A 25,773-nucleotide genomic window follows, 5' to 3' on the forward strand; every position below is an offset into this window, starting at 1 on the left:
ATGAACCATAACTCACCTGCTCCATCCCATAAACTGCAGCCTATAAATTTAAGATTTTCTCAATTTGTCTCATATCCATGTGGTCTTGCAGACAGTCAGCCAGAATGTCATATTGCTTCCCGGCAAAATCTGCCGCTTCTCTTGGCTCATATCGCTGACTGAGTCCCTTTTTCTCCGCGATGGCATTTAAAAGGGCTTCCGCGTTTCCGGTCCCGTCAAAAATCCCATGGACATAGGTCCCCAGCACTGATCCCAGAATCATTCCCTCCGTCCTTAAATCATCCTTCATTAGATCATCCTTTTCAGTAGATCCATGAATTGACCCTTGTAAAGAAGTGCTTTGGACCTGGTCCAAACAGACCCAGTCCTCCCGATCTTTTTTCCTGTCCTCAGGAGGGAAGTCCACAAGATTCGTCTTTCCCATGTGAATCTCGTAGCCATTTAGGGACCTTCCACATAAGCAGGACCAAAAGCCCGGCAGATCATCGCAAAAATGCCCTCTGACCTGAGTCAGCTCCTTGTTTCTTTCGAGCAGAGTCTCATGGGGAAATAGACCTAAGCCCTTACAGCTTCCTCCGCCTTCCAGGCCCTGGGGATCTGACACCCTCTGTCCCAGCATCTGATAGCCTCCGCAGATGCCCGCCACAAGGCCTCCCCTCTCCGCGAATTTCCGGATTTCCTCTGCCAGGCCGACCTCTTTCATCCATTCCAGGTCTGCCGTCGTGTTCTTACTTCCCGGAAGAATGACCAGGTCTGCCCTGCACAATCGATCCGCTGACCTGATATAGCGAAGAGATACCCCCTCTCGCCCCTCAAAAACGGTAAAGTCAGAGAAATTTGACATATGAGGCAGGCGAATCACGGCAATATCAATCGCGTCCGGCCGCCCATCCCGCAGCCTGTTCGAGAGCGAATCCTCCTCGTCAATGATCAGATCCATATAAGGTATGACGCCCAGCACCGGAATCCCGACTTTCTCCTCCAACATCGCGATCCCCGGATCCAGGAGGCTCTGATCACCCCGAAACTTATTGATCACAAAGCCGCAGATGCGCCTTCGCTCCTCACTCGGAAGCAGGGCCCAGGTTCCATAGAGCTGGGCGAAGACTCCGCCCGGATCAATATCTCCAACCAAGAGAACCGGGGCGTCGATCATCTGGGCCAGCCCCATGTTGACGATGTCCTCTGCCTTGAGATTGATCTCAGCCGGAGAGCCTGCCCCCTCGACGAAAATAATATCATGTCCGGCAGCCAGCCGCCGGTAAGCGTCCATGATCCGCGGAACCAGGGTCTTCTTATATTGGAAGTAGTCTCTGGCCCTCATATTGGCGAGGGGTTTGCCTGAGACAATGACCTGGCTTCCCACATCACTGGTCGGCTTTAAGAGAATGGGATTCATGTCAACAGAGGGCTCAATTCCACAGGCCTGCGCCTGCATGGCCTGGGCCCGTCCTATCTCCAGTCCCTCCCTCGTCACAAAGGAATTGAGGGCCATATTCTGTGACTTAAAGGGAGCGACCCGATAGCCCCGGCGGGCAAAAAGGCGGCAGAAACCGGCCACCAGAAGACTTTTTCCGACATTTGACATCGTGCCCTGAACCATGAGAACTCTGGCCATGCTCACCTCCCGTCTTCTACCATGATTCTGCCTGTCATTTTCTCTGCTATTGTAGCTTAATCCGAACCATCCATCGAATCAAACAGCCACCTGTTATTTTACACCCCTTAATGGTAGCTTTTGCAAACACTGCCTGACATCATCCGTCGAAGCTGAGACCCGCAGAGGAAAAGAAAAAAGCACCGGCAGAGCCGATACTTCTTCTGGGTTGGGCTGTTCATTGATTGAACAAACAGTTCCTAGCGGAATCGAACCGCTGTTTTCGCCGTGAGAGGGCGACGTCTTAACCGCTTGACCAAGGAACCCTATGAATTGCAGGTGTTCATGACACCAGTAGTTCCTAGCGGAATCGAACCGCTGTTTTCGCCGTGAGAGGGCGACGTCTTAACCGCTTGACCAAGGAACCGGATTCATTGTTGTCACAAGAGAGACAACAATGAAATGATACATGAGCTGCGCGCTCAATGCAAGTCTTTTTGTTTGAAAATTTATCAATCTTCGTAGCCGTTCGGATTGGACTTCTGCCAGTTCCATGAATCAGCGCACATCTCCTTGATTCCGTACCTGGCCTCCCAGCCCAGCTCTCTTTTGGCCTTTTCCGCAGAGGAGTAGCAGGTGGCAATATCACCGGCACGACGGGGCTTGATCGAGTAGGGAATATGAATCCCGGTAGCCTCTTCGAAATTGTGGACAATATCGAGAACCGAATAGCCAATGCCTGTACCCAGGTTATAGATGGACAGGCCGCTCTTCTCCTCCAGCTTCTTAATCGCCGCTACATGTCCGCTTGCCAGATCGCAGACATGGATATAATCCCTCACCCCGGTACCGTCAGGCGTATCGTAGTCATTTCCAAAGACACCCAGCTCCTTGAGCTTGCCGACAGCAACCTGGGTGATATAGGGCATAAGGTTATTGGGAATGCCGTTGGGATTCTCTCCGATACGGCCGGACTTGTGAGCCCCGATGGGGTTGAAATAGCGGAGCAGAACCACATTCCATTCCGGGTCCGCCGTGTGCAGGTCGGTCAGAATCTGTTCCAGCATCCACTTGGTCCAGCCATAGGGATTGGTGCAGGTTCCCTTGGGGCAGTCCTCTGTAATGGGAATCTGTGCCGGATTCCCGTAGACCGTTGCCGACGAGGAGAAAATGATGCTCTTGCAGCCGTGCTGACGCATGACGTCAAAGAGAACCAGGGAACCGGAAATATTATTCTCATAGTACTCCCAGGGCTTGGCGACAGACTCACCGACTGCTTTTAAGCCGGCGAAATGGATAACCGAGTCAATCTTCTGCTCCTCAAAGAGCTTGTTTAGGCAGTCGCGATCTCTGATATCCCCTTTGTAAAAGGTGACCTTCTTGCCTGACAACTCCTCGATCCGGTCCACAACCTTTGGACTGGCGTTGACCAGATTATCTAAGATCACAACCTCATATCCGTTCTCCAAAAGCTCCACACAGGTATGACTTCCGATATAGCCGGCACCACCGGTAACTAAAATTGCCATCTTTATCCTCCTCATTGTCTGCAGAACAACATTCCGACACCGCCGCCTTTTTGCCCTTGAACTAATAAGCAGAGAAGAGGCAAATGCCTTCCGTCTCGGAAACTGCGCTTATTTTATCACAATACAACCGGACAATCGAATATCAACGCCTCGCACCTGCAAATTGAAATTTTGATGACATGTAATACGCAAGAATTTATAGATGAAATCATTCACGAAAGAGCTTTATTTCATAAACAAAAAAGAGAGACAGCCTGATCAGGATATCTCTCAAAAACATAGAAAACAGGTTAAAAAGGCCTCACTTAATCTCAGCCTTTGCGGTCTCGACCAGAGAGGCAAAGCCCTCCGCGTCATTAACTGCCATCTCGGCCAGCATCTTGCGGTTCAGGTCGATGCCGGCACTCTTGAGACCGAACATGAACTTGCTGTAGGACAGACCGTTGAGACGCGCTGCCGCGTTGATACGGGCAATCCAGATACGGCGGAACTGGCCCTTGCGCTGACGGCGGCCTGCGTATGCAGAAGCCAGCGCGCGCATCACGGACTGCTTAGCCACGCGATACTGCTTGGAACGCGCTCCTCTGTAGCCCTTAGCCAGCTTTAATACTCGATTGTGCTTCTTCTTAGCGTTATATGCGCCCTTAATTCTTGCCATCTTAATATCCTCCTGAGAATCTCAATTACATGTAAGGTAAAATCTTCTTCAAGCTCTTGACGTTGCTTGCGTCGGTGATTGCAGACTGACGAAGATTTCTCTTACGCTTGGTGGTCTTCTTGGTCAGGATATGGCTCTTGAAAGCCTTGTTTCTCTTAAGCTTGCCGCTGCCGGTAGCTGTAAAGCGCTTGGCCGCTGCTCTCTTTGTCTTCATCTTTGGCATTATCTTGTCCTCCTGTTAATTCTTCTTGACTGCCAGCACCAGACTCATGCTTCTGCCTTCCATCTTAGGCGCCTTATCCACTGATGCGATATCCTCCAGACTCTCGGCGAACTCCTCGAGAATATGTCTGCTCGCAGAGACATGTGCCATCTCGCGACCCCTGAAGCGCAGGGTGATCTTCACCTTGTTCCCCTTCTCGAGGAACTTGCGTGCAGCCTTGGTCTTGGTCATGAGATCATTGGAGTCGATATTCGGTGACATGCGAATCTCCTTGAGCTCAATCTGCTTCTGCTTGCGCTTGGCCTCCTTGGCCTTGCGGGCCATCTCGTAGCGGTACTTGCCGTAGTCGATGATCTTGCAGACAGGCGGTTTCGCCTGAGGGGCTACCTTGACCAGGTCAAGCTTTGCCTCGTCGGCGAGCTTCTGCGCCTCGCGGGCAGACATGATACCAAGCTGCTCTCCGTGAACTCCGATCAGACGAACCTCGCGGTCTCTGATCTGCCCATTGATCTGTAATTCGTTGCTAATGGTTACACCTCCGGGAACATACCCAAATATTGCATGAAAAAAGTGGACAGGCAGACTATCCACTTACAAGTCACAAAGATAAAAATCCTGTGAATATGCAACCGCAAGACGCCTGAAGCGGCGCTCGGGTGAGAGCGGATAACTCTGCTTTAATTTCACAACATGTGGATGATACCACTGAAGCATCCACCCCGTCAAGTCCCTGTGAAGGTCTCTGTTCGGAAGCACTGCGAAAGCCTCTGTTCGGGAGCTTTCGCCAAAATCTACACCGAAAAAACCACTTCCAGAACGCTTCTTCCTGAAGATCGAAGATCGCGGAGCTATCACTCCTAGAAGGTCCCCAGGATAAACATCTCCTCCGTCTCCTCCTTGAGACCCTGCAGGCAGTTCATAACAGCTTCTTCTCTTAGATTCCCCTCGAAATCGATGAAAAAAGTGTACTCCCATTTCTTTCCGCGCAGGGGTCGGGACTCGATCCGGGTCATAGACAGGCCATTAAAGATAAAATGCGAGAGAACCCGGTAGAGGGAGCCGGATTCATTGGGCAGGGAGAAGGCGATGCTGACATTTTTGGCGCCGGACGTATATTCCCGCTTGGGAGAGACCACAATAAAGCGGGTCTCATTGCCCTTGATATCCTGAATCGCCTGATCTAAGACGACCAGTCCATAGATCTGAGCATTGATGCTGCCCGCGATGGCTGCCTGCGACGGATCTTTATCCTCCATCACCTTCTTCGCCGCCATGGCGGTGTTCTTGAGGGAATAGGCCTCAAAATCCGGATGAATATTGCGCAGGTAGCCCTCGCACTGGGCCAGAGCCTGGGGATGAGAGTAGACCCGTCTGATATCTGAAATCTTTGCCCCCGGCAGACCTAAAAGCGCGTGATCAATTCGGATGATCTGCTCTCCAACAATAACCGCCTGGTACTCCATCATCAGGTCATAATTTTCAGTGACAATCCCCGCCGTGGAATTCTCCACCGGAAGAACCGCGTAATCCGCCTCTCCATTGGAGATCGCCTCCATCGCGTCTCTCCAGGTCTCTACCGGTTCCATGGAGGCACAGCCCTCGCGAAAGAAGGCCTTGCAGGCCGCCTGCGAATATGCGCCCCGCACCCCCTGGTAGACTACCCTGGCACTGGGGAAGTCATAGTCTTCAATTTCGTAGAATCCCAGATCTTCCGACATGCCATGCTCTGCCAGAAGGCGGTACTGCTTTTTGCGGGAGACCGACATGATCTGTTCAAAGAGTTCTCGAACCCCCTGCCGCAGGAAGGCGTCATCTGTCATAGCTTCCAGCCGGGTCAGCTTCTCCTCTTCTCTTCTCTTGTCCAACACCGGACGATGATTGGCGATCTTGTACTCTGCCACATCCCCGGAAATCGCCAGACGCTCCTCATAGAGCTCTGCAATTCTGGCGTCAATCTCATCAATTCTTCTGCGCGACTCTGCTAAATCCTTCATTCCATCCATCCTTATTCTATCAATTCTCATTTCCCGCCTGCCCGGCGAAGGGAAAATACTTACAGCCCGGCGAAGGGAAAATGCCCCCTGCCAAACCGGCATTATTCTGTCACAAGCCGATCCTGCCACCGGCAGATCACGCCTGACAGGATGGCGCAAATTTCCCTGACCATCCAAGAGTCCCTAGGCAAAGTCAAAAATGGAGAGCTGGTTGCTCTTTGGCATATCCCCGGTCAGCCCCAGTTCATTTAACTTATCGGCAATGGTCTGGGAGAGCTTGCCGCGCTCCTTGAGATCATCCATGGAGAGGAATTTCCCCTGGGCAGCCGCAATCGCCAGCGTCTCAGCCGCCTTATCTCCCATGCCGTCGATGGAGGCAAAGGGCGGGAGCAGCTTTCCGTCAACAATTTTAAAATAGCGGGCGTCCGACTGGTAGAGATCCAGAGGCAGAAACTCATATCCCCTGACGTACATCTCCTGCACAATGCGCATGTCCCGGTAGGTGTCCTGTTCCTTGTTGGACAGCTGATCCCTGCGCTTGTCGTACTCCGCCAGTATGGTCTCCAGATAATTCCTCCCCCGGCACATGATCTCGTAGGAGAAGGCAGTTGCCCGGATGGAGAAGAAAGCGGCGTAGTAGGCCAGAGGGTAGTAGACCTTGCAGTAGGCCACGCGCCAGGCCATCATGACATAGGCAGCCGCGTGGGCCTTAGGGAACATATACTTGATCTTCTCACAGGAGCCGATGTACCAGTCAGGCACCCCGTGCTCCTTCATATCCGCCGTCCATTTCGCCCAGTCGTCGGCCACTTTCCCCTTGGCCACCAGGCCCTTTCTGACCCGCTCCATGATGGTAAAGCTCTCCTCAGAGTCCATTCCCTGATTGATCAGGTAGACCATAATATCGTCCCGGCAGCAGATCGCTGTGGAAATAGTAGCAATTCCCTGCTGGATCAGATCCTTGGCGTTGCCCAGCCAGACATCCGTTCCGTGGGACAGACCGGAGATACGGATCAGATCCGAGAACTCCTTTGGCTTGGCGTCCCTGAGCATCCCCATGGCAAAGTCTGTTCCGAATTCCGGGATTCCAAGCGTCCCCATAGAGGTCCCGCCCCAGAGCTGATCCCCCTCCGGGATCCCGAGGCTGTCCGTTCCCATGAAGAGTCCCATAACTGCCTTGTCATCCAGGGGAATATCTGTGGCGCGCAGGCCTGTCAGATCCTCCAGCTTGCGGATCATGGTGGGATCATCATGTCCCAGGATATCCAGCTTGAGCAGGTTCCCGTCGATCTTATGATAATCAAAATGGGTCGTGATGATATCGGATGTCATATCGTCCGCCGGATGCTGTACCGGTGTAAAGGAGTTGATCTCCTCTCCCACAGGCAATACGACAATGCCGCCGGGATGCTGTCCCGTGGTGCGGCGAATCCCCACACAGCCCTGGACAATGCGGTCGATTTCACAGCTCCGCTTATGGATTCCCCGCTCCTCATAGTAGTTCTTAATATATCCGTAGGCCGTCTTGTCCGCCAGCGTTCCGATGGTTCCGGCCTTGAAGGTCTGGCCCTCGCCGAAAATGACCTCTGTGTACTTGTGGGCCTTGGCCTGATATTCTCCGGAGAAATTGAGGTCGATATCCGGCTCCTTATTGCCCTTAAAGCCCAGGAAGGTCTCAAAGGGAATGTCAAAGCCCAGCTTCATCAGATCAGCCCCGCAGCGCGGGCATTTGCGGTCAGGCATATCGCAGCCGGACCGGCCGGCAAAGGCCTTGACCTGGTCTGAATCGAAGTCGACGAACTTGCAGTCCGGGCAGAGATAGTGAGCCTGCAGAGAGTTTACCTCTGTGATCCCGGCCAGATAAGCGGCAAAAGAGGACCCGACAGAGCCCCTCGACCCCACCAGATAACCGTCCTCATTGGACTTCCAGACCAGCTTCTGGGCGATGATGTACATGACCGCATATCCGTTGCCGATAATGGAATTGAGTTCGCGTTCCATGCGCTCCTCGACGATGGCCGGAAGCTTTTTGCCATAGAGCTCATGCGCACGGTTGTGACAAATGGTCCGAAGCATCTGGTCTGAATTGGCAATCACCGGCGGGCACTTGTCCGGGCGGGTCGGATGAATCCGCTCACACATATCCGCGATCCGGTTGGTGTTGGTGATAACCACCTCTCTCGCCTTGTCCATCCCCAGGTAAGAGAACTCCTCGAGCATCTCCTCCGTCGTATGTAAAAAGAGAGGAGGCTGATGATCCGCGTCCTTAAAGCCCTTTCCGACCTGAATGATCCGCCGGTAGATCTCGTCCTCCGGATTTAAGAAATGCACGTCGCCGGTGGCGCAGACCGGCTTGTGGAAGTCCTCTCCCAGCCGGACAATCCGACGGTTAAAATCTCTTAAATCCTCTTCGGTCTGAATATTGTCGTTATCCGCCTCTAAAAGGAAGCGGTTATTCCCAATCGGCTGGATCTCCAGGTAATCATAGAAAGAGACAATCCTGGAGATTTCCTGCGGCGGTCTGCCGCCCTCCAGAGCCTGAAAGAGCTCCCCTGCCTCACAGGCGGAACCGATAATCAGCCCCTCCCGGTACTTCTCGACCAGACTCTTTGGGATCTTGGCCTGACGCTGGAAAAAGCGCAGGTGGGACAGGGATGTCAGCTTGTAGAGGTTGATGCGGCCAATATCATTCCTGGCGATCAGGATACAGTGGTTGGCATGCATCTTTCGGATGACTTCATCAGACATCCTGGCATTGGCATTGATATCAGACAGTTCGTTCATCCCTCTGTCTCTAAACATCTGGATGAATTTCTCGAAGATATGGGCGGTCGCCTCGGCGTCGTCCACAGCCCGATGGTGATGGCCCGGATCAATCTTCAAGGCCTTGGCCAGGGTGTTTAATTTCTGATTGTGCAAAGAGGGCATGAGATACCGCCCCATGGCAACCGTATCCATATAAGTCGCGGGCGCCTCAAGATGAAGGCGCAGACAGTTCTGGCGGATAAATCCCATATCAAAATCCGCGTTGTGGGCGACCATAATCGCCCCCTGGGAAAAGGCAAGGAAGTCCGGCAAGACCTCCTCGATCCCCGCCGATCCGATCACCATATCGTCTCGTATGGAGGTCAGCTCCGTGATCCGGAAGGGAATGGGGCGACCCGGGTTGACAAAGCTTGAGAAGCGATCAGTGATCCTCCCGCCTTCCATCCGTACAGCACCGATTTCGATGATGCGATCCTTCTCGGCGGAGAAGCCTGTCGTCTCAATATCAAAGACCACGAAGGAATCGTCCAGACTCTGCCCCGGCAGCCCGTCTGTGACCACCGTCTTGGTATCGTCGACCAGATAGGCCTCCATCCCGTAGATGACCTTGAAATCCGGATCCTTGCCAATTTCGTGATCGGCATCCGGGAACGCCTGAACCACTCCGTGATCCGTGATCGCCAGAGCCTTGTGCCCGAAATGTCTGGCCTGCCTGACGATGTCCTCCACCGCGGAGACTCCGTCCATATCGCTCATCTTGGTGTGGCAGTGGAGCTCGACACGCTTTGTGGCCGCATTGTCCGCGCGGATTGTCTGAAAGGATGGAATCGCCATGATCCCCTTGACATAGCCCATGGTCAGATCGTGATCGAATGTATCTAAAGAGGGCGTTCCCTTGATTTTAACGAAGGCTCCCTTGTGCAGTCCCTTTTCCAGCTCCTCCATATGGGCGTTTGCCACAAAGAGCTTGGTCACGATGCTGTCCGTGAAATCCGTCAGGGCGAAGCTGACAAGGGTCCGCTCGTTTCTGATCTCTCTGGTCTCAAAGGAAATGATCTGACCTCGAATACAGACCTCCCCCACGGCTCCCTGGATCTCGCTGATCGGCGTAACCTCATCATCGAAATCACGGCCATAGATCAGGTCTGCGTGCGAGGAGTATTTGAGGGGCCTGGGGCCTCTGAAGGAGGCGCTTCCTCTCTCCCCCTGCTTCCATGAGGGCTTGCCTCTGTCGGCAGATGAACCGCCGGCGGCAAAGTAGACGGACGTTCGTCCTCCTTCCTGCCTTTTCCCCGTCTCTCCCTGTCTCTTTGCGAAATCCGGACTCTGTCCCTTTTTCCCCATCTGCTTTTGCAGATGAGGCCGGTGCCCCAGGCCCAGATCCTCACTTGGCAGGCCCTGGGCCGCTTCTGCCGCCGCCTCTTTCTCCAGCATCTGCTTCTGACGCTCGACAATCTCTGTCACCCGGTTGGCGATCACCGCGTCCGTATCCGCCCGATACTTACTTTTCTTTGCCTGCTTATAGGCAATGTCAATGAGCAGAGTCTGCCCGCATCTCTGACAGAAAATCTTGTCTAAAATATCATGGATCTCCTCTTCTCTTCCCCGGGCTAAAACCGTATCCTCTAAGGTCAGCTCCAGGTGATCATCGCGGTCAAAGGTGAAATCAGCCTTTTTGATGATTCCATAGAGGATGGAACTGTAGTGCTCGATTTCCTCATAGATACTGTCCCGATAGGACGCGAAGAGATTTTTGGCGTTGTAGGCCTCAGACAGGTAAAAGCGCTCAATGATGCGGACGTCGACCTGCTGCTCTTTAAAATACTGGCTGGCAATCGCCTTCTCCAGCTTCCAGATCCTGCGCTTGGGAATCAGATCCTGAAAGGACAGATAAATGCGCATGACGTCATGCTGTCGGTTTGTCGTCACCCGTTCAATCTGCGCGTTTTCCAGGAGCCCCGTCAGTCCGGCGCTCAATTTCAGATTGGAAAAAAGCTCCTGAAAAGCCTTAGCCATTGTCTGCCTCTTATCTCAACCTTGTTCCCAGTGCTCGAGCTCGTCCCGCAGAGCATCCAGGAGTTCTTCCTCCGCTACCTTGCGAATGATCTGCCCATGCCGCATGAGCAGACCCTCTCCATTGCCGCCGGCCACGCCCAGGTCCGCTTCCCTGGCCTCTCCGGGCCCATTGACCGCGCAGCCCATGACAGCGACCTTGATTTCCAGGGGGTACTGCGTCACCAGGGCCTCTACCTCGTTTGCCAGAGAAATCAGGTCGATCTGGGTTCTGCCGCAGGTGGGGCAAGATACCACCTCAATCCCCCCGCGGCGAAGACCGAGGGTCCGCAAAATCATCTTGGCTGACGAGATTTCCTCTATGGGATCTCCCGTCAGAGAAACGCGGATCGTATCGCCAATGCCCTGTCCTAAAATCAAGCCCAGTCCCAGGGCCGACTTGATGTTGCCGCTGGTGATTGTTCCCGCCTCTGTAATCCCCACGTGCAGAGGGTGATCAGTTCTGTCTCTGATCTTCTCATGGGCGGCGACACAGGTCATGACATCGGAAGACTTAATGGAGATGACCAGATTGTCATATCCCATGTCCTCAATGATTGCCGCCTTGTCAAGTGCGGATTCCACCAGTCCGTCCGCCGTCACCCCGCCATACTTGACTAAAAGATCCCTCTCCAGAGAGCCGGAATTGACGCCCACGCGGATGGGGATTCCCCGCTCCTTCGCGCAGTCGACCACGGCTCTGATCCGCTCCTTGCCCCCGATATTTCCCGGGTTGATCCGGATCTTGTCCGCCCCATGCTCCATGGCCGCAATCGCCATCTTATAGTCGAAGTGAATATCCGCAACCAAAGGAATGTGGATACGCCGTTTAATCTGTTCCAGAGCCTGAGCCGCCTCCTGATTGGGTACCGTACAGCGGATAATCTCACAGCCCGCTGCTTCCAGGGCTAAAATCTGAGCCACTGTTGCTTCCACATCCTGTGTCCGGGTATTGGTCATGGACTGAATCAGTATGGGATGGTCGCCGCCGATGACCCGATCTTTGATCTTTACTTCACGCGTTTTCATCCGATTGTATTTCATCTTCGATTTACCCCATCTCACACAAGGTCTCAGACGCCCCCGCCGGCCGGCGGGTGTCCTAAGCGAATATCTTGAACAGATCGCTGAATACCACTAAAATCATCAGGCCCATCAGAAGAACAAAGCCCGCCATATTGACATAGCCCTCCAGCTTCTGCGGAGCCGGCTTGCGCCGAATCATCTCGATCAGAAAGAAGACCAGCCTCCCTCCGTCCAGAGCCGGAAAGGGGAGCAGGTTCATAACTCCCAGATTCGCTGTCAGAAGGATGGCGATCGAGAGCATATTGACAAAGATATAAAAGGCCCCGTCTCTTGCCGACTGCTGATAGGTATCTCCGATGGTCTTAACGATCCCCACCGGGCCGGAGATCTGGCGCAGGCTGACCTGACCTGTCACCAGAAACTGCAGGCTCTTGGCCGTATTGTAGATCTGGTAGCGGATCTCATGAAAGGAATAGCCCGCAATCTGCCCCGCAGACAGCTTCTCATAGTCACTTGGCCCCTGGATCCCGATCAGATAGCGCTTACTCTCTTCATCGTATCTGGGGATGAGCGTTGTCTGATGGTTCTGTCCCTCTCTGGTATAAGTCACCGAAATCGCTTCTTTTCCGTGAAAGAAGACATATGCGGAAATCTCCTGATAGAAATAAACCCGGTGGCCTCCGAGCGCTGTGATCTCATCTCCCGCCTCCAGGCCGGCCTCCTGGGCCGGATAGTCCTCCATGACCCCGCCGATTTTCGGCTTCATCACTCCAATGGCTGCCAGCAAAATGGCTGAGAGAATGAAGGCCAGAAGGAAGTTAAACATGGGCCCCATGAGGACGATGAGAAAGCGCTGCCAGACCGGCTTATTGCCAAATGCCCGGTCGTTGTCGCTCTCCTGGTCTTCCCCCTCCATCACACAGGCGCCGCCGAAGGGAATCAGCCGCCAGGCATAGAGGGTCTCTCCTTTCGTAAAGCCGATGATCTTGGGGCCGAAGCCCAGGCAGAATTCATTGACCTTGACTCCGCAGGCGCGGGCGGTTAGAAAGTGCCCCAGTTCATGAAAGATAATAATAAAACTAAAGATTAAAATCGCGATGACAATATTCATATACTCACTTATCCATAATGCTGTCAATGTAGTCGCAGCTCGCCTGCTCCGCCATTAGAATCTCCTCCAGGCCGGGATCCGCCACAAAGTCAATTCCTTCCATGGTCCGGGCGATCAGTTCATAGATGTCCAGAAAGCGGATCTTCCCCGCCAAAAAGAGGGAGACTGCCCGCTCGTTGGCCGCATTGAAGACGGTGGGAAGATTCCCGCCCCGCCGCATGGCCTCGCAGGCCAGGGGCAATCCCAAAAAAGTCTCCGTATCCGGCCTTTCAAAGGTCAGGGCTCCTGTCGAAAACAGATCCAATTCATTTCCCCGCATCCGGTGGCGGCGAGGGTAATAGAGGGCGTACTGGATCGGAAGCTTCATGTCCGGAAAGCCCATCTGTCCGATGACTGCCCCATCCTCATACTCCACGGCGGAATGAAGTATGGACTGGGGGTGAACGAGAACCTGAATCCGATCCGCCTCAAGGCCAAAGAGCCAGCCGGCTTCCATGACCTCCAGCCCCTTATTGACCAAACTGGCGGAATCTATGGTGATTTTTTTGCCCATAGACCAGTTTGGATGCTTTAAAGCATCCCGGACGCCGACCTCCTCCAGATCCGCTCGCTTTTTCCCCCGGAAGGGTCCACCGGAACAGGTCAGAAGAATCTTCCTGACCCGATTCATTTCATTCCCCCGCAGACTCTGGAAAATGGCCGAGTGCTCAGAATCCACCGGGAGAATAGAGCAGCCTCTCTCCCTGGCCAGAGGCATAATGATGTGCCCGGCGCAGACCAGGGTCTCCTTATTGGCCAGGGCGATGTCCTTGCCGGCCCGAATCGCTTCTATGGTGGGACGAATCCCGATCATCCCGACCACTGCAGTCAGCAAAATCTGCGCGGACTCCTCTGTCGCGACAGCGCAGAGCCCTTCCATGCCGGAGTGGATTTCCGGGAGTCTTCCCGCATCCGGATCGGATGTGAGCAGGTCTTTGAGCTTTTTCGCATCCTCCCCCTTTTCGACGGAAACGAGCTTCGGATGAAAGCTTCTGACCTGCTGCGCCAATCGCTCGATATTGCGGCCGCAGGACAGGGCGGTCACCTCGAAATCCTCTGCGTGGTCAGCGATCACTTCCAGCGCCTGGCTTCCGATGGATCCGGTAGAACCCAGAATTGCAACTTTTTTCACCATACTCTCCTCCGGGGCATCTGTTACGCATCAGGCGGATCTAATCCGCCCGGCATATGTCTTTCCTCGTTCTCAGCCAGGCGCCCGCTCTGTCATTTCTCAGGGATAAAACTCTGCAAGCCGTCTTAATGCGTGGGACTTGACCTCCCGCGCGTGAAATGTAACCTTTAGCGTGAGATTCAGCCTCCCGCGCGTGAAATACAAACTTCAGCGCGTGAGATTCGACAACAGATAAAAGACAATCGGCGCCGTAATAATCACCGAATCAAAGCGATCCAAAATTCCGCCATGTCCCGGGATCAGCCTCCCATAATCTTTGATCTCATAATTGCGCTTGATAGCGGAGGCCGCCAGATCGCCCACCATGGAGATCAAAGCGCCCACAGCCGCGGTCATAGACAGGAGGAGGATCCCCCTTGTGTCTACCGAGAGAGCCTGCCGGAGAACACAGGCATAAATCCCTGTCAACAGGGCGGATCCGATGACGCCCCCGACCGCGCCCTCTATGGATTTCTTCGGGCTCAGAACAGGCGCCATCTTGTGCTTTCCAATCAGAACTCCGACCGCGTAAGCGCAGGTGTCACAGCCCCAGGAGCAGAGAAAAACCAGCCAGACCAGATAGCTTCCCTTGCCCGCAATGGACCGGGTCTGATAAATAAAGGACAGACAAAAGGCCACATAAAAGAGGCCGAAGAAGATTTTCATGATCTGACCGGCCTTATACTTTGGATAGGAGAAGACATAGACCGACAGGAGAAGAATCAGATAGATCATGGCGATCATCATTGTCTCCCTGAGCCAGCCGAAATAGAGATTCCCATAATAGAAAGCGCAGACCAGATAGGACAGGTTGGCGGGCAGACTTTTCTCAAGACCGAAAACCCGATAGAGCTCATACATGCCGATGATACTGACAGCGCAGGTAGAAAGAGCCAGAATCGGCCCGCCCGCAATAACAAGGATCAGGGCAAGCAAAAGCAATACAATTCCACTTACTAATCTGGTACGAAACATAATCCCTCGCTTCTCGACTCTGATTCAGGCAGAACCAACTCTCCAACTCCCCTGAATTCATATCTTACCATACCGGCGCTCTCTGTGCTCATAGGCGGCAATCGCCTCCAGGAATTCTTCTCTGCGAAAATCCGGCCAGGGCACAGGAGTAAAATAAAACTCCGCATAGGCGAGCTGCCAGAGCAGATAGTTCGACAGTCTCTGCTCTCCGCTGGTGCGGATCAGCAAATCTGGATCCGGCAGATCCGCCGTGTCCAGATAAGAGGAAAGTCGTCCCTCGGTAATTTCAGACGCGTCCGCTCCCTTCTCTGTGAGATCAATATACATTTCTCTCATGGCCCGGACAATTTCATCCCTGCCCCCGTAATTCACCGCAATCGTCAGGTTCAGTCCGGTATAGACGGAGGTCTCTCTCTCCACCCTGCTGATCAGCTCCTGCAGCGAGGGTTCCAGGCGACTGATATCTCCAATGACTCTCAAGCGCATATTATCCCGCCTGGCTGTCTTCAAACAGGTGTTTAAATAGGTGGTCAGAAGCTTCATCAGGGCGCTGACCTCATCATCCGGCCTGCTCCAGTTCTCCGTCGAGAACGCGTAGAGGGTCAGATATCTGACGCCTGTCTCATAGGCAATTCTTGAGATTCTCTCCACGTTCTTGGCTCCAACGGTGTGCCCGTAAGTCCTGGGCATTCCCTTGCTTTTGGCCCAGCGACCGTTGCCATCCAGAATAATTGCCACGTGCTCCGGTACTGCCATATCGTCTCTCCGCTAAAATCAATCGATTGTGATGCGCGTGCGCCAAAGGCGCTTCTCCTGAAAAAGCCATGAACAGGAAAGACCAACCGCCGGATCGCGTCTGCGTCTTTTCTGCGCGAACGATCCGTAGCGGTTGGCCCTGTTCTCATGACAATAAAATCCCGCGATCAGAGGGTCATCAATTCCTGGGTCTTTTTGTCAATCTCCTGGTCGAGGATCTTGACATAGCGATCTGTCAGCTTCTGCGCCTGATCCTCCAGATCAGCGATTGCGTCCTCCGACATATCTTCCGACTTCTTTAATTTCTTAAATTCATCCATGGCATCCCTGCGGATGTTGCGGATTGCGACCTTGGCATTCTCCCCCTTCTTCTTGACGTCCTTGACCAGCTCCTTGCGCCGGTCCTCTGTCAACTCCGGGAATACCAGGCGAATGGTCTTTCCGTCATTGGTCGGATGAATGCCGACATCCGACATATTGATGGCCTTTTCAATCTCCTTGAGCAGGGAGCTCTCCCAGGGCTGAATCTGGATCATGCGGGCCTCCGGAACAGAGACATTGGCCACCTGCTGCAGGGGGGTAGGCGCCCCGTAGTACTCAACCTCGATCTTGTCAAGAATATGAGGGTTGGCGCGTCCGGCGCGAATAGAAACATACTCTGCCAGAAGAGCGTTGACGCTCTTTTTCATCTTCTCCTCATAGGGATTTAAACGACTATCCATAATACTCTCCTTCATTGAAATCTGTAACCTGTCAATCAACGGTGACAATCGTCCCGTGAAAATTCCCGGAAGCCGCAGCCACGATGCTCCCCTCTTCCTTCAGAGCGAAGATATAAAGAGGCATCTTTTGCTGCTGGCACATCAAAGAGGCGGACAGGTCGATGACCTGCAGCTTCTTCGCAAGCACTTGCTCTAAACTGATTGTATCATAGCGCCTGGCGTCAGGATGGATCGCCGGATCACTGTCGTAGACTCCATCGATATTCTTGGCTAGAAGGATCCCGTCCGCGTCAATCTCAACAGCGCGAAGGACCGCCCCTGTGTCCGTGGAAAAATAGGGATGTCCTGTTCCTCCGGCGAAGAAGACAACCTTCTTATGCCGGAAGGCCGTATTGACACGGTCCTTAGAGAAGAGCTCCGTGAAGCTTCCTACCGAAAAGGGAGTCATAATCGTCGTCGCAAGCCCTACATTGCGGAAGGCCTCGGAGACATAAATGCAGTTCATCACAGTCGCCAGCATGCCGATCTGATCGGCCCTGGTCCGATCCATATTGGCCTTACCTGCTCCGCGCCAGAAATTCCCTCCGCCGATCACGACCCCGACCTCCAGTCCGGAGTCGACCAGCTGTCTGACCTGATCCGCGACCATCCCGCAGGTCGTCTCATCAAAGCCCTTGCCCTTATCTCCTGCCAGGGCCTCACCACTCAACTTCAGAAGCACTCGTTTCATTGATTTTTCCCCTCTGCCTTTGTCTCAGATATCGGAATTATTCTACCATAACTGGCATTTGCTGAAAACAAAATGGAAGTCGCCCACCGGCAATATCGCCCCCCTGAAACAAAAAGAGGAAGTCACCCACCGGCAACTCCCTCTTGAAGTAATTTTTACTGATTCCTTATTTAGCTGCGGCAGCTACCTCAGCAGCGAAGTCCTCTTCCTTCTTTTCAAGACCCTCGCCGGTCTCATAGCGAACAAAGCTGACAACGTCAACTGCGGCTCCCACCTGCTTGGAAACCTGCTCGAGATACTTGGCGACAGACTGCTTGCCATCCTCCGCCTTGACGTAGACCTGATCTACCAGGCAGATCTCCTTGAGTTCCTTGTTGATCCGACCCCGGATCATGCCTTCCTTCACCTTGTCGGGCTTAGCGGCCTCCTTGGGATCATTTTCAATCTGAGCCTTGAGAATCTCCGTCTCATGGGCAATGAAATCGCCGGGAACCTCTGAGTCGCGGACATATCTGGGGTTCAGAGCTGCAATCTGCATTGCCACATTGTGCAGTGCCTCTTTGACCTCATCGTTGACAAGCTCCGCCTTAGCGTTGACAGCAACGCTGATACGGCCATTGCCATGGACATAGGAAACGACCAGATCGTCTGAAGTCACCTTCTCAAAGCGGCGGATTTTCAGATTCTCACCGATGACGGCAATCTGGTTCACCAATTCCTCAGAGACCGTCTTGGACGGATCCTTAAACCACTTCTCAGCCAAAAAAGAATCCAGGTCGCGGGCGTCGGAAGAAGCAGCCTGCTCAGCCACATCCTCCACATAAGCGCGGAACTTCTCATTATTGGCGACAAAGTCTGTCTCAGAATTCACCTCAACAATTGAGGCCGTCTTGTCGTCCTTCTGGAAAACAAGAGAGAGGCCCTCTGCCGCAATGCGGCTCGCCTTCTTCTCCGCCTTGGCGGCTCCCGTCTCGCGCAGGAACTCAACAGCGGCATCCATATCGCCGTTGGTCTCGGTCAGGGCCTTCTTGCACTCCATCATGCCAGCTCCGGTAGCATCGCGAAGCTCCTTAACCATCTTTGCAGAAATAGCCATGAATATCCTCCATTCAAACATTCAAATATGATTAGCGTCTGATAACAAGCATCTGATCCCTGCGACCTGAGTTTACTCCTCAGTCTCTTCCTCGTCCTCGGCCTTGGGCTCAGCCTCGGCAGTCACAGTTCCCTGCTTGGCCTCAATGACAGCGTCAGCTATTGTAGAGGTGATCAGACGGATGGCGCGGATCGCGTCATCATTGCCGGGGATGACATAGTCGAGCTCATCGGGATCGGCATTGGAATCGGCAATACCGATCAGAGTAATGCCGAGAGACTCGGCCTCCTTGACACAGATTCTCTCCTTCTTGGGGTCAACGACGAAGATCGCGTCTGGAATACGGTCCATATTCTTGATACCGCCAAGATTCTTCTCGAGCTTCTCGAGCTCCTTCTCAAGACCGGCGACCTCCTTCTTGGGAAGAAGATCAAAGGTTCCGTTCTCTCTCATCCTCTCGATTTCCTTCAGGCGCGCAATACGTGTCTTGACGGTGGAGAAGTTGGTGAGCATTCCGCCCAGCCATCTCTGGTCAACATAGAACATGCCGCAGCGGGTTGCCTCCTCGGCGATAGCGTCCTGCGCCTGCTTCTTGGTCCCGACAAAGAGAATGGTTCCTCCCTGAGAGACGATATCATATACCGCGTTATAGGCATTATCGATCATCGGCACTGTCTGCTGCAGGTCGATGATATGGATCTGATTGCGCTCCGTAAAGATATAGGGAGCCATCTTGGGGTTCCATCTTCTGGTCTGGTGGCCAAAGTGGACTCCTGCCTCTAACAGCTGCTTCATAGATACAACACTCATTTTCTTACCTCCATGGTTAAACTTCCACACGATTCATCCCTGAAAATCACCATAGATCTCAGCATTTGCCTACCCATCTGACGGCACCATTTTTCAAGTCCTCGCATGTGTTGTATAAACTAACTTTCAGATTTTAGCACAATAAAAAGCGAGACGTCAAGGCACCCTCTCCGTCTCACCACACAAGCCAGCCTCTCGTCTCACCGCACAGCCATAGATAGGCCCAAATTCTGTCTCACATCCGGCTCACAGCAATCACAGGCCTGCAAATCCTGTTGATTTCACACCGTTTACAGATCTGTGATCCTGTCTCAGCCTCTTAGCTTACAAACAATCCGTCCCGACTCCTCTGCAATCAGCGAATCGTGATCTTGTCATTCTGTTCCTTGATTTTATCCAGTGCCTCAAAGACATAGTCATTGACAACCTTGATATAGGTCCCCTTCATGCCGGAGGATCTTGACTCAATGACTCCCGCAGACTCGAACTTGCGAAGCGCGTTGACGATCACTGATCTTGTGATCCCAACCCGGTCCGCAATTCGGGACGCAACTAAGATCCCCTCGTCCCCTTCCAGTTCGTTGAAAATATGAATGATTGCCTCTAATTCAGAGAAGGACAGGGTATTGATGGCGGATTTGACCACTTGCTCCTTGCGCGCCTCTGCCGCGTTCTCCTCCGTGACAGCCCGCATCATTTCGAGGCCAACAACGCTTCCGGCATACTCTGACAGGATAATGTCATCGATTCCGTAGCTCTTGTGGTAGCGATAAACCACCATGGTTCCAAGGCGCTCTCCCGCGATATCAATCGGCGTGACAATCGCAGTACAGTCTGGAATCGTGTCTCCGGTAATTCCAAGGGTCTCCAGATTCACATTCTCTTTGGTAGAGAGGATTCCCAGGAGACGCTCATTCAGGATCGGCTCAATAAAGGTACCGATCTCCTTACTCAAGTCATTCGTCAGTTCTTCCCCTCCGGATCCAAAGCGCACTCCAAGAATCTTTCCCTTTCGGCTGATAACAAGCGCGGTAGATTCCAGGATATCTGTCAGGACAAGGCAAATATCATTAAAAGTCACCTTGGATGATGAGTTATTGTGGAGCAATCTGCCGATTTTCCTGGTTTTATCCAGCAATTCTACACTCATGATATACCCTCCTTTTTTGCTGAACGACCCTACTTGTTTCTTGACAATATTTTAACATCATTTTTTGACAATTCAACCAAAAGGTCGTTTTTTCTTTGAATGTTTTTGGGGTTATCCAAAGAATATTCGAAAGGTAACCTGAGACCTTCGAAATTCTTTCAGTTCCTTATGATCCTTCTTCATCTTTGGGCTTGGAAAAACCACAGGCGGGATCTGAGCAGACGATCTTATTGCCCTTGATCACCATGTATTTGCCGCAGCGGGGACAGGCCTCCTTGACCGGACGATTCCAGGACATGAATTCGCAGTCCGGATTATTCTCGCAGCCATAGTAAACCCTTCCCTTGCGTGTCCGCTTCAGCACGACATCCCTGCCGCAGAGAGGACAGGAAACTCCGATCTTCTCCAGACAGGGCCTGGTATTTTTGCACTCGGGAAATCCGGGACAGGCCAGGAATTTACCGTGCGGTCCGTATTTAACTACCATATGCCGCCCGCAGTTCTCGCAGATAACGTCGGTGATTTCCTCCTTGATCTCTACCTTCTCCAGCTCCTTCTCGGCCTTCTTGACAGAGGCGTCCAGGTCCGGATAGAAATTTCTGACCAGAGACTTCCAGGCGACCTTCCCCTCTTCTACCCCGTCTAAAAGTCCCTCCATATTTGCCGTGAAATTCTGATCAACAATGCTTGGGAATGACTCCTTCATAATGTCATTCACAACCTGTCCAAGCTCCGTCACATAGATGCTGCGCCCCTCCTTGGTAATATAGCGGCGCTTGAGCAGAGTTGAGACAATCGGTGAATAGGTCGATGGGCGGCCGATACCAAGCTCCTCCAGCGTGTGCACCAAAGAAGCCTCTGTGAAGTGGGCCGGCGGCTGTGTAAAATGCTGTTTCTCCTCAAAGCTCTGAAATTCCAGCCTGCTGTCCTGGTCGATCTTGCTCAGATTCTGCTTGTCCGCCTGGTCCTTATCATCCTCGCTCAGATAGATGAGGGTATACCCGTCAAAGACCAGACGACTGGCTGACGCTGAAAAGATCGCGTCTTTCGCGGCGATCTTTACACTGGTCATCTCATAAATGGCATTCGCCATCTGAGAGGCCATAAAGCGCTTCCAGATCAACTGATAGAGACGAAATTGATCTCTGGAAAGAGAGTCCTTGATCTGACTCGGCATCCTGGTCAGGTCTGCGGGACGAATCGCCTCGTGAGCATCCTGGACCGACTCCGACTTTTTGCCTGCCTGATAGCGCTTGCAGTACTCCTGCCCATAGCTGCTTTGGATAAAAGAAGCGGCCGCAGCCTGGGCCTCATCCGCCACGCGGGTGGAGTCTGTGCGCAGATATGTGATCAGACCAACCGTGCCGCTCCCCTTGATGTCGACACCTTCATAGAGCTGCTGGGCAATACGCATGGTCTTCTGAATAGCGAAATTCAGTGACTTGGATGCCTCCTGCTGCAGAGTGGATGTCGTAAAGGGCAGGGGACTCTTTCTCTCTCGCTTGCTTCTTGTGACAGAGTCAATGACAAAATCCGCTCCCTTTAGAGAAGAGGTGATCTCTTGCATCTGATCCTTTGATTTGATTTCTCTCTTGCCCTTGCTGTCACCATAGTAATGGGCCTCAAGGGGCTTGGTCAGTCCCCTGACCTTGAGGAAGAGATCCAGCGTGTAATATTCCCTGGGAATGAAGGCCTCGATCTCCTCCTCGCGATCACAGATAATCCGAAGAGCCGCCGACTGAACGCGACCGGCTGACAGCCCCCGCTTAACCTTAGCCCAGAGCAGGGGACTGATGCGGTATCCGACCATACGATCCAGAACACGGCGGGCCTGCTGCGCGTCGACCAGATTCATATCTATCTCACGCGGGTGCTTGATCGCCTCCTTGACCGCGTTCTTGGTAATCTCATTGAAGGTAATTCTCTGAACAGGCTTGGCCGGATCCACATTGAGCGCCGCAAGCAGGTGCCAGGAAATGGCTTCCCCCTCCCGGTCAGGGTCTGTCGCCAGATAGATTTTATCAGCCTTCCTGGCTTCCTTGCGCAGGCTTGCCAGCAATTGTCCCTTTCCCCGAATCGTAATATATTTTGGGTCAAAATCATGATCGACATCGATTCCCAGAGAAGACTTGGGCAGATCTCTGACATGTCCCTGTGATGCCATCACCTCGTAATTTTTTCCCAAAAACTTCTTGATTGTCTTGACCTTGGTGGGGGACTCCACAATAACCAGATTCTTTGCCATGACCAGAGTATTCCTTCTATAATAAAACTAACAACAGGATCCAAAAGCGGCTGCAATGCGGCAATCATACAACAGCAAATTTGTATTTTCAAGCCGGTGTTCTCAGCACGAGATCCTTCCCATGTTGTCATTGCGAGGTTATCGTGGGTTCGCATTGCAAAGTTATTTGATGTTCTCATTGCTGAGTCATCCTGTTCTCTTATCACGACATCATCATGTGTTCGCGAAAATACCCTCAACGCAATTTCAGGAACTGGTTGTGCGAAGAATCGACAGCGATTCCCAGATCACACAGCTCCGTTAAAACCCGTACTGCCTGCAGATAGTCCAGTTCGCTCCTTTTCACCAGCTGGTCCAGATCCATCGGATAGAAGTCAAGGCACTGGTAGAGCTTCTCCTGCTCCCTCGTAAGAGGCGGAAGTCTGCGAAGATCTTCTCTGGGCTGAAAATGTCCCATTCCTGCAATCAGTTCCAGGTCGTCGATCAGCTGATCATAGTCTGTGATGGGCTGGGCCGCGCCCTGGTGCAAAAGTTCGTTGCAGCCGGCAGACATGGGATCGGTAATTCGCCCCGGAAGAGTATAGACGTCTTTTCCCTGCTCCAGAGCAAAATCCGCGGTGATCAGAGATCCGCTTCTTCTCCTCGCCTCGATGACAAGGACCACAGACGCCAGCCCGGATATAATCCGGTTTCGGGCCGGAAAATGCCGGGACAAGGGGGCCGTCTGCGGCGGGTACTTGCTGAAGAGGCATCCCGTCTCAACAATGCGGTCATAGAGGATCCAGTTCTCTTTGGGATAAACAATATCAGCTCCGCAGCCCAAAACCGCGATTGTCTGACCACCCGTGTCCAGACAGGATGTCTGGGCAATTCCGTCAATGCCCCTGGCCATGCCGGAGACAATCTGATAGTGATAATCAGTCAGTATGGCAGACAGGTCTTCTGCCACCCTCTTTCCGTACGCAGACGGCGTTCTGGAGCCTACGACCGCGGCCAGCCTGGAGGATCCGCTGCTCACCCCGGAGGAGATTCTTCCCCGGAAGAAGAGACCGAACGGGGCGTCGTGAAGCATCCGCAGATTTGCCGGATACCCCTCCATATCCAGTGTGACCAGCCCCATATCCGCTTCTAAAAACCGCTCGTACTCCTCCCTCAAATCCCAGGACCCCCTCTGGAATATGAGGGCATCCACTTCCCTCTGCCGAAGGAATCCCAGCTTGTCCAGTTCCTCTTTACTGGCCCGGTAAACAGCTGAGGGACTCTTATAACAATCCAGGAGCTGCCTCTTGGACCGATTCCCCAGTCCAGCCCCGCTCAGGCAGGTCATCCAGTAGCGGTATGGTCCTTCAGCTTCCGCATTTTCCCTGTATTCCAACACTTGCTTTCTCCTCACAAATCCCTGTATCGACTCGCCGGCATAAATCCCTGCACGGATTCATCGACATGAATTCCCGCGTAAATTCGCCGCCTCAGACATTCTTCCAATAGTTTCGATCCAGACCATGATAGATTCTGGCCTCCTGCAGGTGTTCCCTATGAATTCTTTCGCTCGCGGCCATGTCCGCAATCGTCCTCGCGACGCGAAGCAGACGCCCGTATCCTCTTGCCGTCAATCCCAGCCTTTCATAGCAGAGCCGAAGATAATTCTCCTCTTCTGTTCCCAAAGTGCAGTATTTTTTGAGTTCAGAGGCAGGAATCTGACTATTGCAGACAATCCCGCTGCCCGCAAAACGCTTCTTTTGTATCTGTCGGGTTTGAAGGACTCTGTCTAAAATACTTGCCGAACTCTCTGCCTCCTCCTCCCTGATCAAGTCGTCAAAGGAGACCGGAGAAGCATTTGCGCAGAGATCAATGCGATCTAAGAGGGGCTGAGAGATTTTCCCAAGATAGTCTCTCACCTGCGAAGGCCTGCAATGGCATCTCTTCTTGTCGGGAAAATAACCACAGGGACAAGGATTCATAGCGGCAACCAGCATAAAGTCCGCCGGGTATTCCACATCCGCCTGCTGCCGTACGATACGCACGCGCCCCTCCTCCATTGGCTGCCGCAGGGTCTCAATCGTCGCCCGGTCGAATTCCGGCAGCTCATCCAAAAAGAGGACTCCTCCATTGGCTAAAGAGATCTCTCCGGGCTTGGGGATCAGTCCTCCTCCGATTAAGCCTGCCGGAGAAATCGTGTGATGCGGCGCGCGAAAGGGTCTTCGTTTCATCAATTGTCCCCCGTCTGTCAGAAGCCCGCAGACGGAGTAAATCTTAGAGAGTTCCAGCTCCTCTTCCCTGGTCATGGGCGGTAAAATGCCGGGGATGGACCTGGCCACCATTGTCTTGCCTGCCCCCGGCGGCCCGATCATGAGCAGATTATGTCCGCCGCTGACCGCGATTTCACATGCCCTGCGAAGGCTCTTCTGTCCGCGGATATTCTTAAAATCATAGATTTCAGCCTCGGCAGGATGATTGCTCTTCCTTGCGCGGGAAGTAAATTCCTCTGTTTTTTCTCTCTCCCGCCTCAGCTCACACTTCCCGCCCAGATACCGGATGACATCCTCCAGGTGATCGACCGAAAGCAAGCGCAGACCGTCGATCAGGGCTGCCTCACGCAGATTGGCCCTGGGGATGACAGCAGAGGTCAGACCGGCTCTCTTGGCCTCCATCATAATCGGCAGAACCCCGCTGACCGGATTGATCTTCCCGTCAAGCCCCAGTTCTCCCACAGTAATGATATCCGCCAGCCGCTCCTGACCGATTACTCCGATCGCCGCCAAAATAGCAATCGCGACCGGCAAATCAAAACCGGTCCCGGATTTGCGAATGGAGGCTGGCGAAATATTGACCGTGATCCTCTTGATGGGCAGCTGAAAGCCGATATTGCGCAGGGATGTTCTGACCCGCTCCCTGGCTTCTTTGACTTCCGCGGAGAGAAAACCCACCATTTCAAAGAGGGGCATTCCGTCAGAGACGTCTGCTTCCACCAGCACCAGCTGAGAATCAATCCCCCGTATAATTGCAGTATTTACTTGACTGTACATAAGCGCTCCTAGCCGGAGTCAGACCTGCCCCTTAGGGCAGAGCGAAAAAATCTCTGATCTTATGTCAGATCAGTACGGATCAGCGAAAGGTCATGCC

General features: G+C 53.1%; 20 protein-coding genes and 2 tRNA genes. All 22 read right to left on the reverse strand.

The window, feature by feature from the left end; all coding sequences use genetic code 11:
* Positions 1-40: 40 nt before the first annotated feature.
* The 22 genes from GCWU000342_RS05355 to GCWU000342_RS05465 all read right to left on the reverse strand — a co-directional run bounded on the left by GCWU000342_RS05355 (position 41) and on the right by GCWU000342_RS05465 (position 25,676).
* Positions 41-1,618 carry a cobyric acid synthase gene (locus GCWU000342_RS05355; protein ID WP_006906290.1) on the reverse strand — a complete coding sequence of 526 codons (1,578 nt, stop codon included), beginning with the start codon at positions 1,616-1,618 and terminating at the stop codon, positions 41-43.
* A gap of 233 nt (positions 1,619-1,851) precedes the next feature.
* A tRNA-Glu gene (locus GCWU000342_RS05360) sits at positions 1,852-1,923 on the reverse strand.
* 29 nt (positions 1,924-1,952) lie between these two features.
* Positions 1,953-2,024, reverse strand: a tRNA-Glu gene (locus tag GCWU000342_RS05365).
* A gap of 85 nt (positions 2,025-2,109) precedes the next feature.
* Positions 2,110-3,126, reverse strand: coding sequence for a UDP-glucose 4-epimerase GalE (gene galE / locus GCWU000342_RS05370; RefSeq protein WP_045000349.1), 1,017 nt, complete (start codon positions 3,124-3,126; stop codon positions 2,110-2,112).
* A gap of 301 nt (positions 3,127-3,427) precedes the next feature.
* Positions 3,428-3,784, reverse strand: a complete 357-nt coding sequence (rplT, locus tag GCWU000342_RS05375) for a 50S ribosomal protein L20 (RefSeq protein ID WP_006906292.1) — start codon at positions 3,782-3,784, stop codon at positions 3,428-3,430.
* 25 nt (positions 3,785-3,809) lie between these two features.
* Positions 3,810-4,007, reverse strand: coding sequence for a 50S ribosomal protein L35 (gene rpmI, locus GCWU000342_RS05380; protein ID WP_006906293.1), 198 nt, complete (start codon positions 4,005-4,007; stop codon positions 3,810-3,812).
* A gap of 15 nt (positions 4,008-4,022) precedes the next feature.
* Positions 4,023-4,565 (reverse strand): translation initiation factor IF-3, encoded by a 543-nt coding sequence (gene infC, locus GCWU000342_RS05385; RefSeq protein ID WP_408640212.1) that lies wholly within the window; start codon positions 4,563-4,565, stop codon positions 4,023-4,025.
* A 299-nt stretch (positions 4,566-4,864) separates the two neighbouring features.
* Complete coding sequence (pheA, locus tag GCWU000342_RS05395) at positions 4,865-6,001, reverse strand: prephenate dehydratase (RefSeq protein WP_045000738.1); 1,137 nt, start codon at positions 5,999-6,001, stop codon at positions 4,865-4,867.
* 183 nt (positions 6,002-6,184) lie between these two features.
* Positions 6,185-10,783 carry a PolC-type DNA polymerase III gene (locus tag GCWU000342_RS05400; protein WP_006906298.1) on the reverse strand — a complete coding sequence of 1,533 codons (4,599 nt, stop codon included), beginning with the start codon at positions 10,781-10,783 and terminating at the stop codon, positions 6,185-6,187.
* 15 nt (positions 10,784-10,798) lie between these two features.
* Entirely contained in the window at positions 10,799-11,863 is a 1,065-nt protein-coding gene (ispG, locus tag GCWU000342_RS05405; RefSeq protein WP_006906299.1) for a flavodoxin-dependent (E)-4-hydroxy-3-methylbut-2-enyl-diphosphate synthase, read from the reverse strand.
* 58 nt (positions 11,864-11,921) lie between these two features.
* On the reverse strand, positions 11,922-12,956 hold the full coding sequence (locus GCWU000342_RS05410; RefSeq protein WP_006906300.1) for a M50 family metallopeptidase: 1,035 nt from the start codon (positions 12,954-12,956) through the stop codon (positions 11,922-11,924).
* A 4-nt stretch (positions 12,957-12,960) separates the two neighbouring features.
* The gene (locus GCWU000342_RS05415; protein ID WP_045000740.1) at positions 12,961-14,127 is read right to left on the reverse strand and encodes a 1-deoxy-D-xylulose-5-phosphate reductoisomerase; all 1,167 of its coding nucleotides are present in this window, start codon (positions 14,125-14,127) and stop codon (positions 12,961-12,963) included.
* A gap of 207 nt (positions 14,128-14,334) precedes the next feature.
* Positions 14,335-15,141, reverse strand: coding sequence for a phosphatidate cytidylyltransferase (locus tag GCWU000342_RS05420; protein ID WP_006906302.1), 807 nt, complete (start codon positions 15,139-15,141; stop codon positions 14,335-14,337).
* A gap of 57 nt (positions 15,142-15,198) precedes the next feature.
* Complete coding sequence (locus GCWU000342_RS05425) at positions 15,199-15,897, reverse strand: isoprenyl transferase (protein WP_006906303.1); 699 nt, start codon at positions 15,895-15,897, stop codon at positions 15,199-15,201.
* Positions 15,898-16,064: 167 nt separating this feature from the next.
* Positions 16,065-16,619, reverse strand: coding sequence for a ribosome recycling factor (frr, locus tag GCWU000342_RS05430; protein ID WP_045000353.1), 555 nt, complete (start codon positions 16,617-16,619; stop codon positions 16,065-16,067).
* A 31-nt stretch (positions 16,620-16,650) separates the two neighbouring features.
* Entirely contained in the window at positions 16,651-17,349 is a 699-nt protein-coding gene (pyrH, locus tag GCWU000342_RS05435; RefSeq protein ID WP_006906305.1) for a UMP kinase, read from the reverse strand.
* Between the two features lie 166 nt (positions 17,350-17,515).
* A complete protein-coding gene (gene tsf, locus GCWU000342_RS05440; RefSeq protein ID WP_045000354.1) occupies positions 17,516-18,445 on the reverse strand; it encodes a translation elongation factor Ts in 930 nt (309 codons plus the stop codon).
* Positions 18,446-18,517: 72 nt separating this feature from the next.
* Positions 18,518-19,255 carry a 30S ribosomal protein S2 gene (rpsB, locus tag GCWU000342_RS05445; RefSeq protein WP_045000355.1) on the reverse strand — a complete coding sequence of 246 codons (738 nt, stop codon included), beginning with the start codon at positions 19,253-19,255 and terminating at the stop codon, positions 18,518-18,520.
* Between the two features lie 355 nt (positions 19,256-19,610).
* Positions 19,611-20,405 (reverse strand): GTP-sensing pleiotropic transcriptional regulator CodY, encoded by a 795-nt coding sequence (gene codY, locus GCWU000342_RS05450; RefSeq protein WP_006906308.1) that lies wholly within the window; start codon positions 20,403-20,405, stop codon positions 19,611-19,613.
* Positions 20,406-20,571: 166 nt separating this feature from the next.
* Positions 20,572-22,650, reverse strand: coding sequence for a type I DNA topoisomerase (gene topA / locus GCWU000342_RS05455; RefSeq protein WP_006906309.1), 2,079 nt, complete (start codon positions 22,648-22,650; stop codon positions 20,572-20,574).
* A gap of 235 nt (positions 22,651-22,885) precedes the next feature.
* Entirely contained in the window at positions 22,886-24,025 is a 1,140-nt protein-coding gene (gene dprA / locus GCWU000342_RS05460) for a DNA-processing protein DprA (RefSeq protein ID WP_156784487.1), read from the reverse strand.
* Positions 24,026-24,119: 94 nt separating this feature from the next.
* Positions 24,120-25,676 (reverse strand): YifB family Mg chelatase-like AAA ATPase, encoded by a 1,557-nt coding sequence (locus GCWU000342_RS05465; RefSeq protein ID WP_006906311.1) that lies wholly within the window; start codon positions 25,674-25,676, stop codon positions 24,120-24,122.
* Positions 25,677-25,773 lie beyond the last annotated feature (97 nt).

Origin of the sequence: Shuttleworthella satelles DSM 14600 (assembly GCF_000160115.1) — a bacterium.
Classification (GTDB): domain Bacteria; phylum Bacillota; class Clostridia; order Lachnospirales; family Lachnospiraceae; genus Shuttleworthia; species Shuttleworthia satelles.

Excerpts from the sequence above, each read along its gene's own strand:
- GCWU000342_RS05355 (WP_006906290.1), bottom strand. The coding sequence starts at position 1,618 with ATGGCCAGAGTTCTCATGGTTCAGGGCACGATGTCAAATGTCGGAAAA.
- galE (WP_045000349.1), bottom strand. The coding sequence starts at position 3,126 with ATGGCAATTTTAGTTACCGGTGGTGCCGGCTATATCGGAAGTCATACC.
- rplT (WP_006906292.1), bottom strand. The coding sequence starts at position 3,784 with ATGGCAAGAATTAAGGGCGCATATAACGCTAAGAAGAAGCACAATCGA.
- rpmI (WP_006906293.1), bottom strand. The coding sequence starts at position 4,007 with ATGCCAAAGATGAAGACAAAGAGAGCAGCGGCCAAGCGCTTTACAGCT.
- pheA (WP_045000738.1), bottom strand. The coding sequence starts at position 6,001 with ATGAAGGATTTAGCAGAGTCGCGCAGAAGAATTGATGAGATTGACGCC.
- GCWU000342_RS05400 (WP_006906298.1), bottom strand. The coding sequence starts at position 10,783 with ATGGCTAAGGCTTTTCAGGAGCTTTTTTCCAATCTGAAATTGAGCGCC.
- ispG (WP_006906299.1), bottom strand. The coding sequence starts at position 11,863 with ATGAAATACAATCGGATGAAAACGCGTGAAGTAAAGATCAAAGATCGG.
- GCWU000342_RS05410 (WP_006906300.1), bottom strand. The coding sequence starts at position 12,956 with ATGAATATTGTCATCGCGATTTTAATCTTTAGTTTTATTATTATCTTT.
- GCWU000342_RS05420 (WP_006906302.1), bottom strand. The coding sequence starts at position 15,141 with ATGTTTCGTACCAGATTAGTAAGTGGAATTGTATTGCTTTTGCTTGCC.
- GCWU000342_RS05425 (WP_006906303.1), bottom strand. The coding sequence starts at position 15,897 with ATGGCAGTACCGGAGCACGTGGCAATTATTCTGGATGGCAACGGTCGC.
- frr (WP_045000353.1), bottom strand. The coding sequence starts at position 16,619 with ATGGATAGTCGTTTAAATCCCTATGAGGAGAAGATGAAAAAGAGCGTC.
- pyrH (WP_006906305.1), bottom strand. The coding sequence starts at position 17,349 with ATGAAACGAGTGCTTCTGAAGTTGAGTGGTGAGGCCCTGGCAGGAGAT.
- tsf (WP_045000354.1), bottom strand. The coding sequence starts at position 18,445 with ATGGCTATTTCTGCAAAGATGGTTAAGGAGCTTCGCGATGCTACCGGA.
- rpsB (WP_045000355.1), bottom strand. The coding sequence starts at position 19,255 with ATGAGTGTTGTATCTATGAAGCAGCTGTTAGAGGCAGGAGTCCACTTT.
- codY (WP_006906308.1), bottom strand. The coding sequence starts at position 20,405 with ATGAGTGTAGAATTGCTGGATAAAACCAGGAAAATCGGCAGATTGCTC.
- topA (WP_006906309.1), bottom strand. The coding sequence starts at position 22,650 with ATGGCAAAGAATCTGGTTATTGTGGAGTCCCCCACCAAGGTCAAGACA.
- GCWU000342_RS05465 (WP_006906311.1), bottom strand. The coding sequence starts at position 25,676 with ATGTACAGTCAAGTAAATACTGCAATTATACGGGGGATTGATTCTCAG.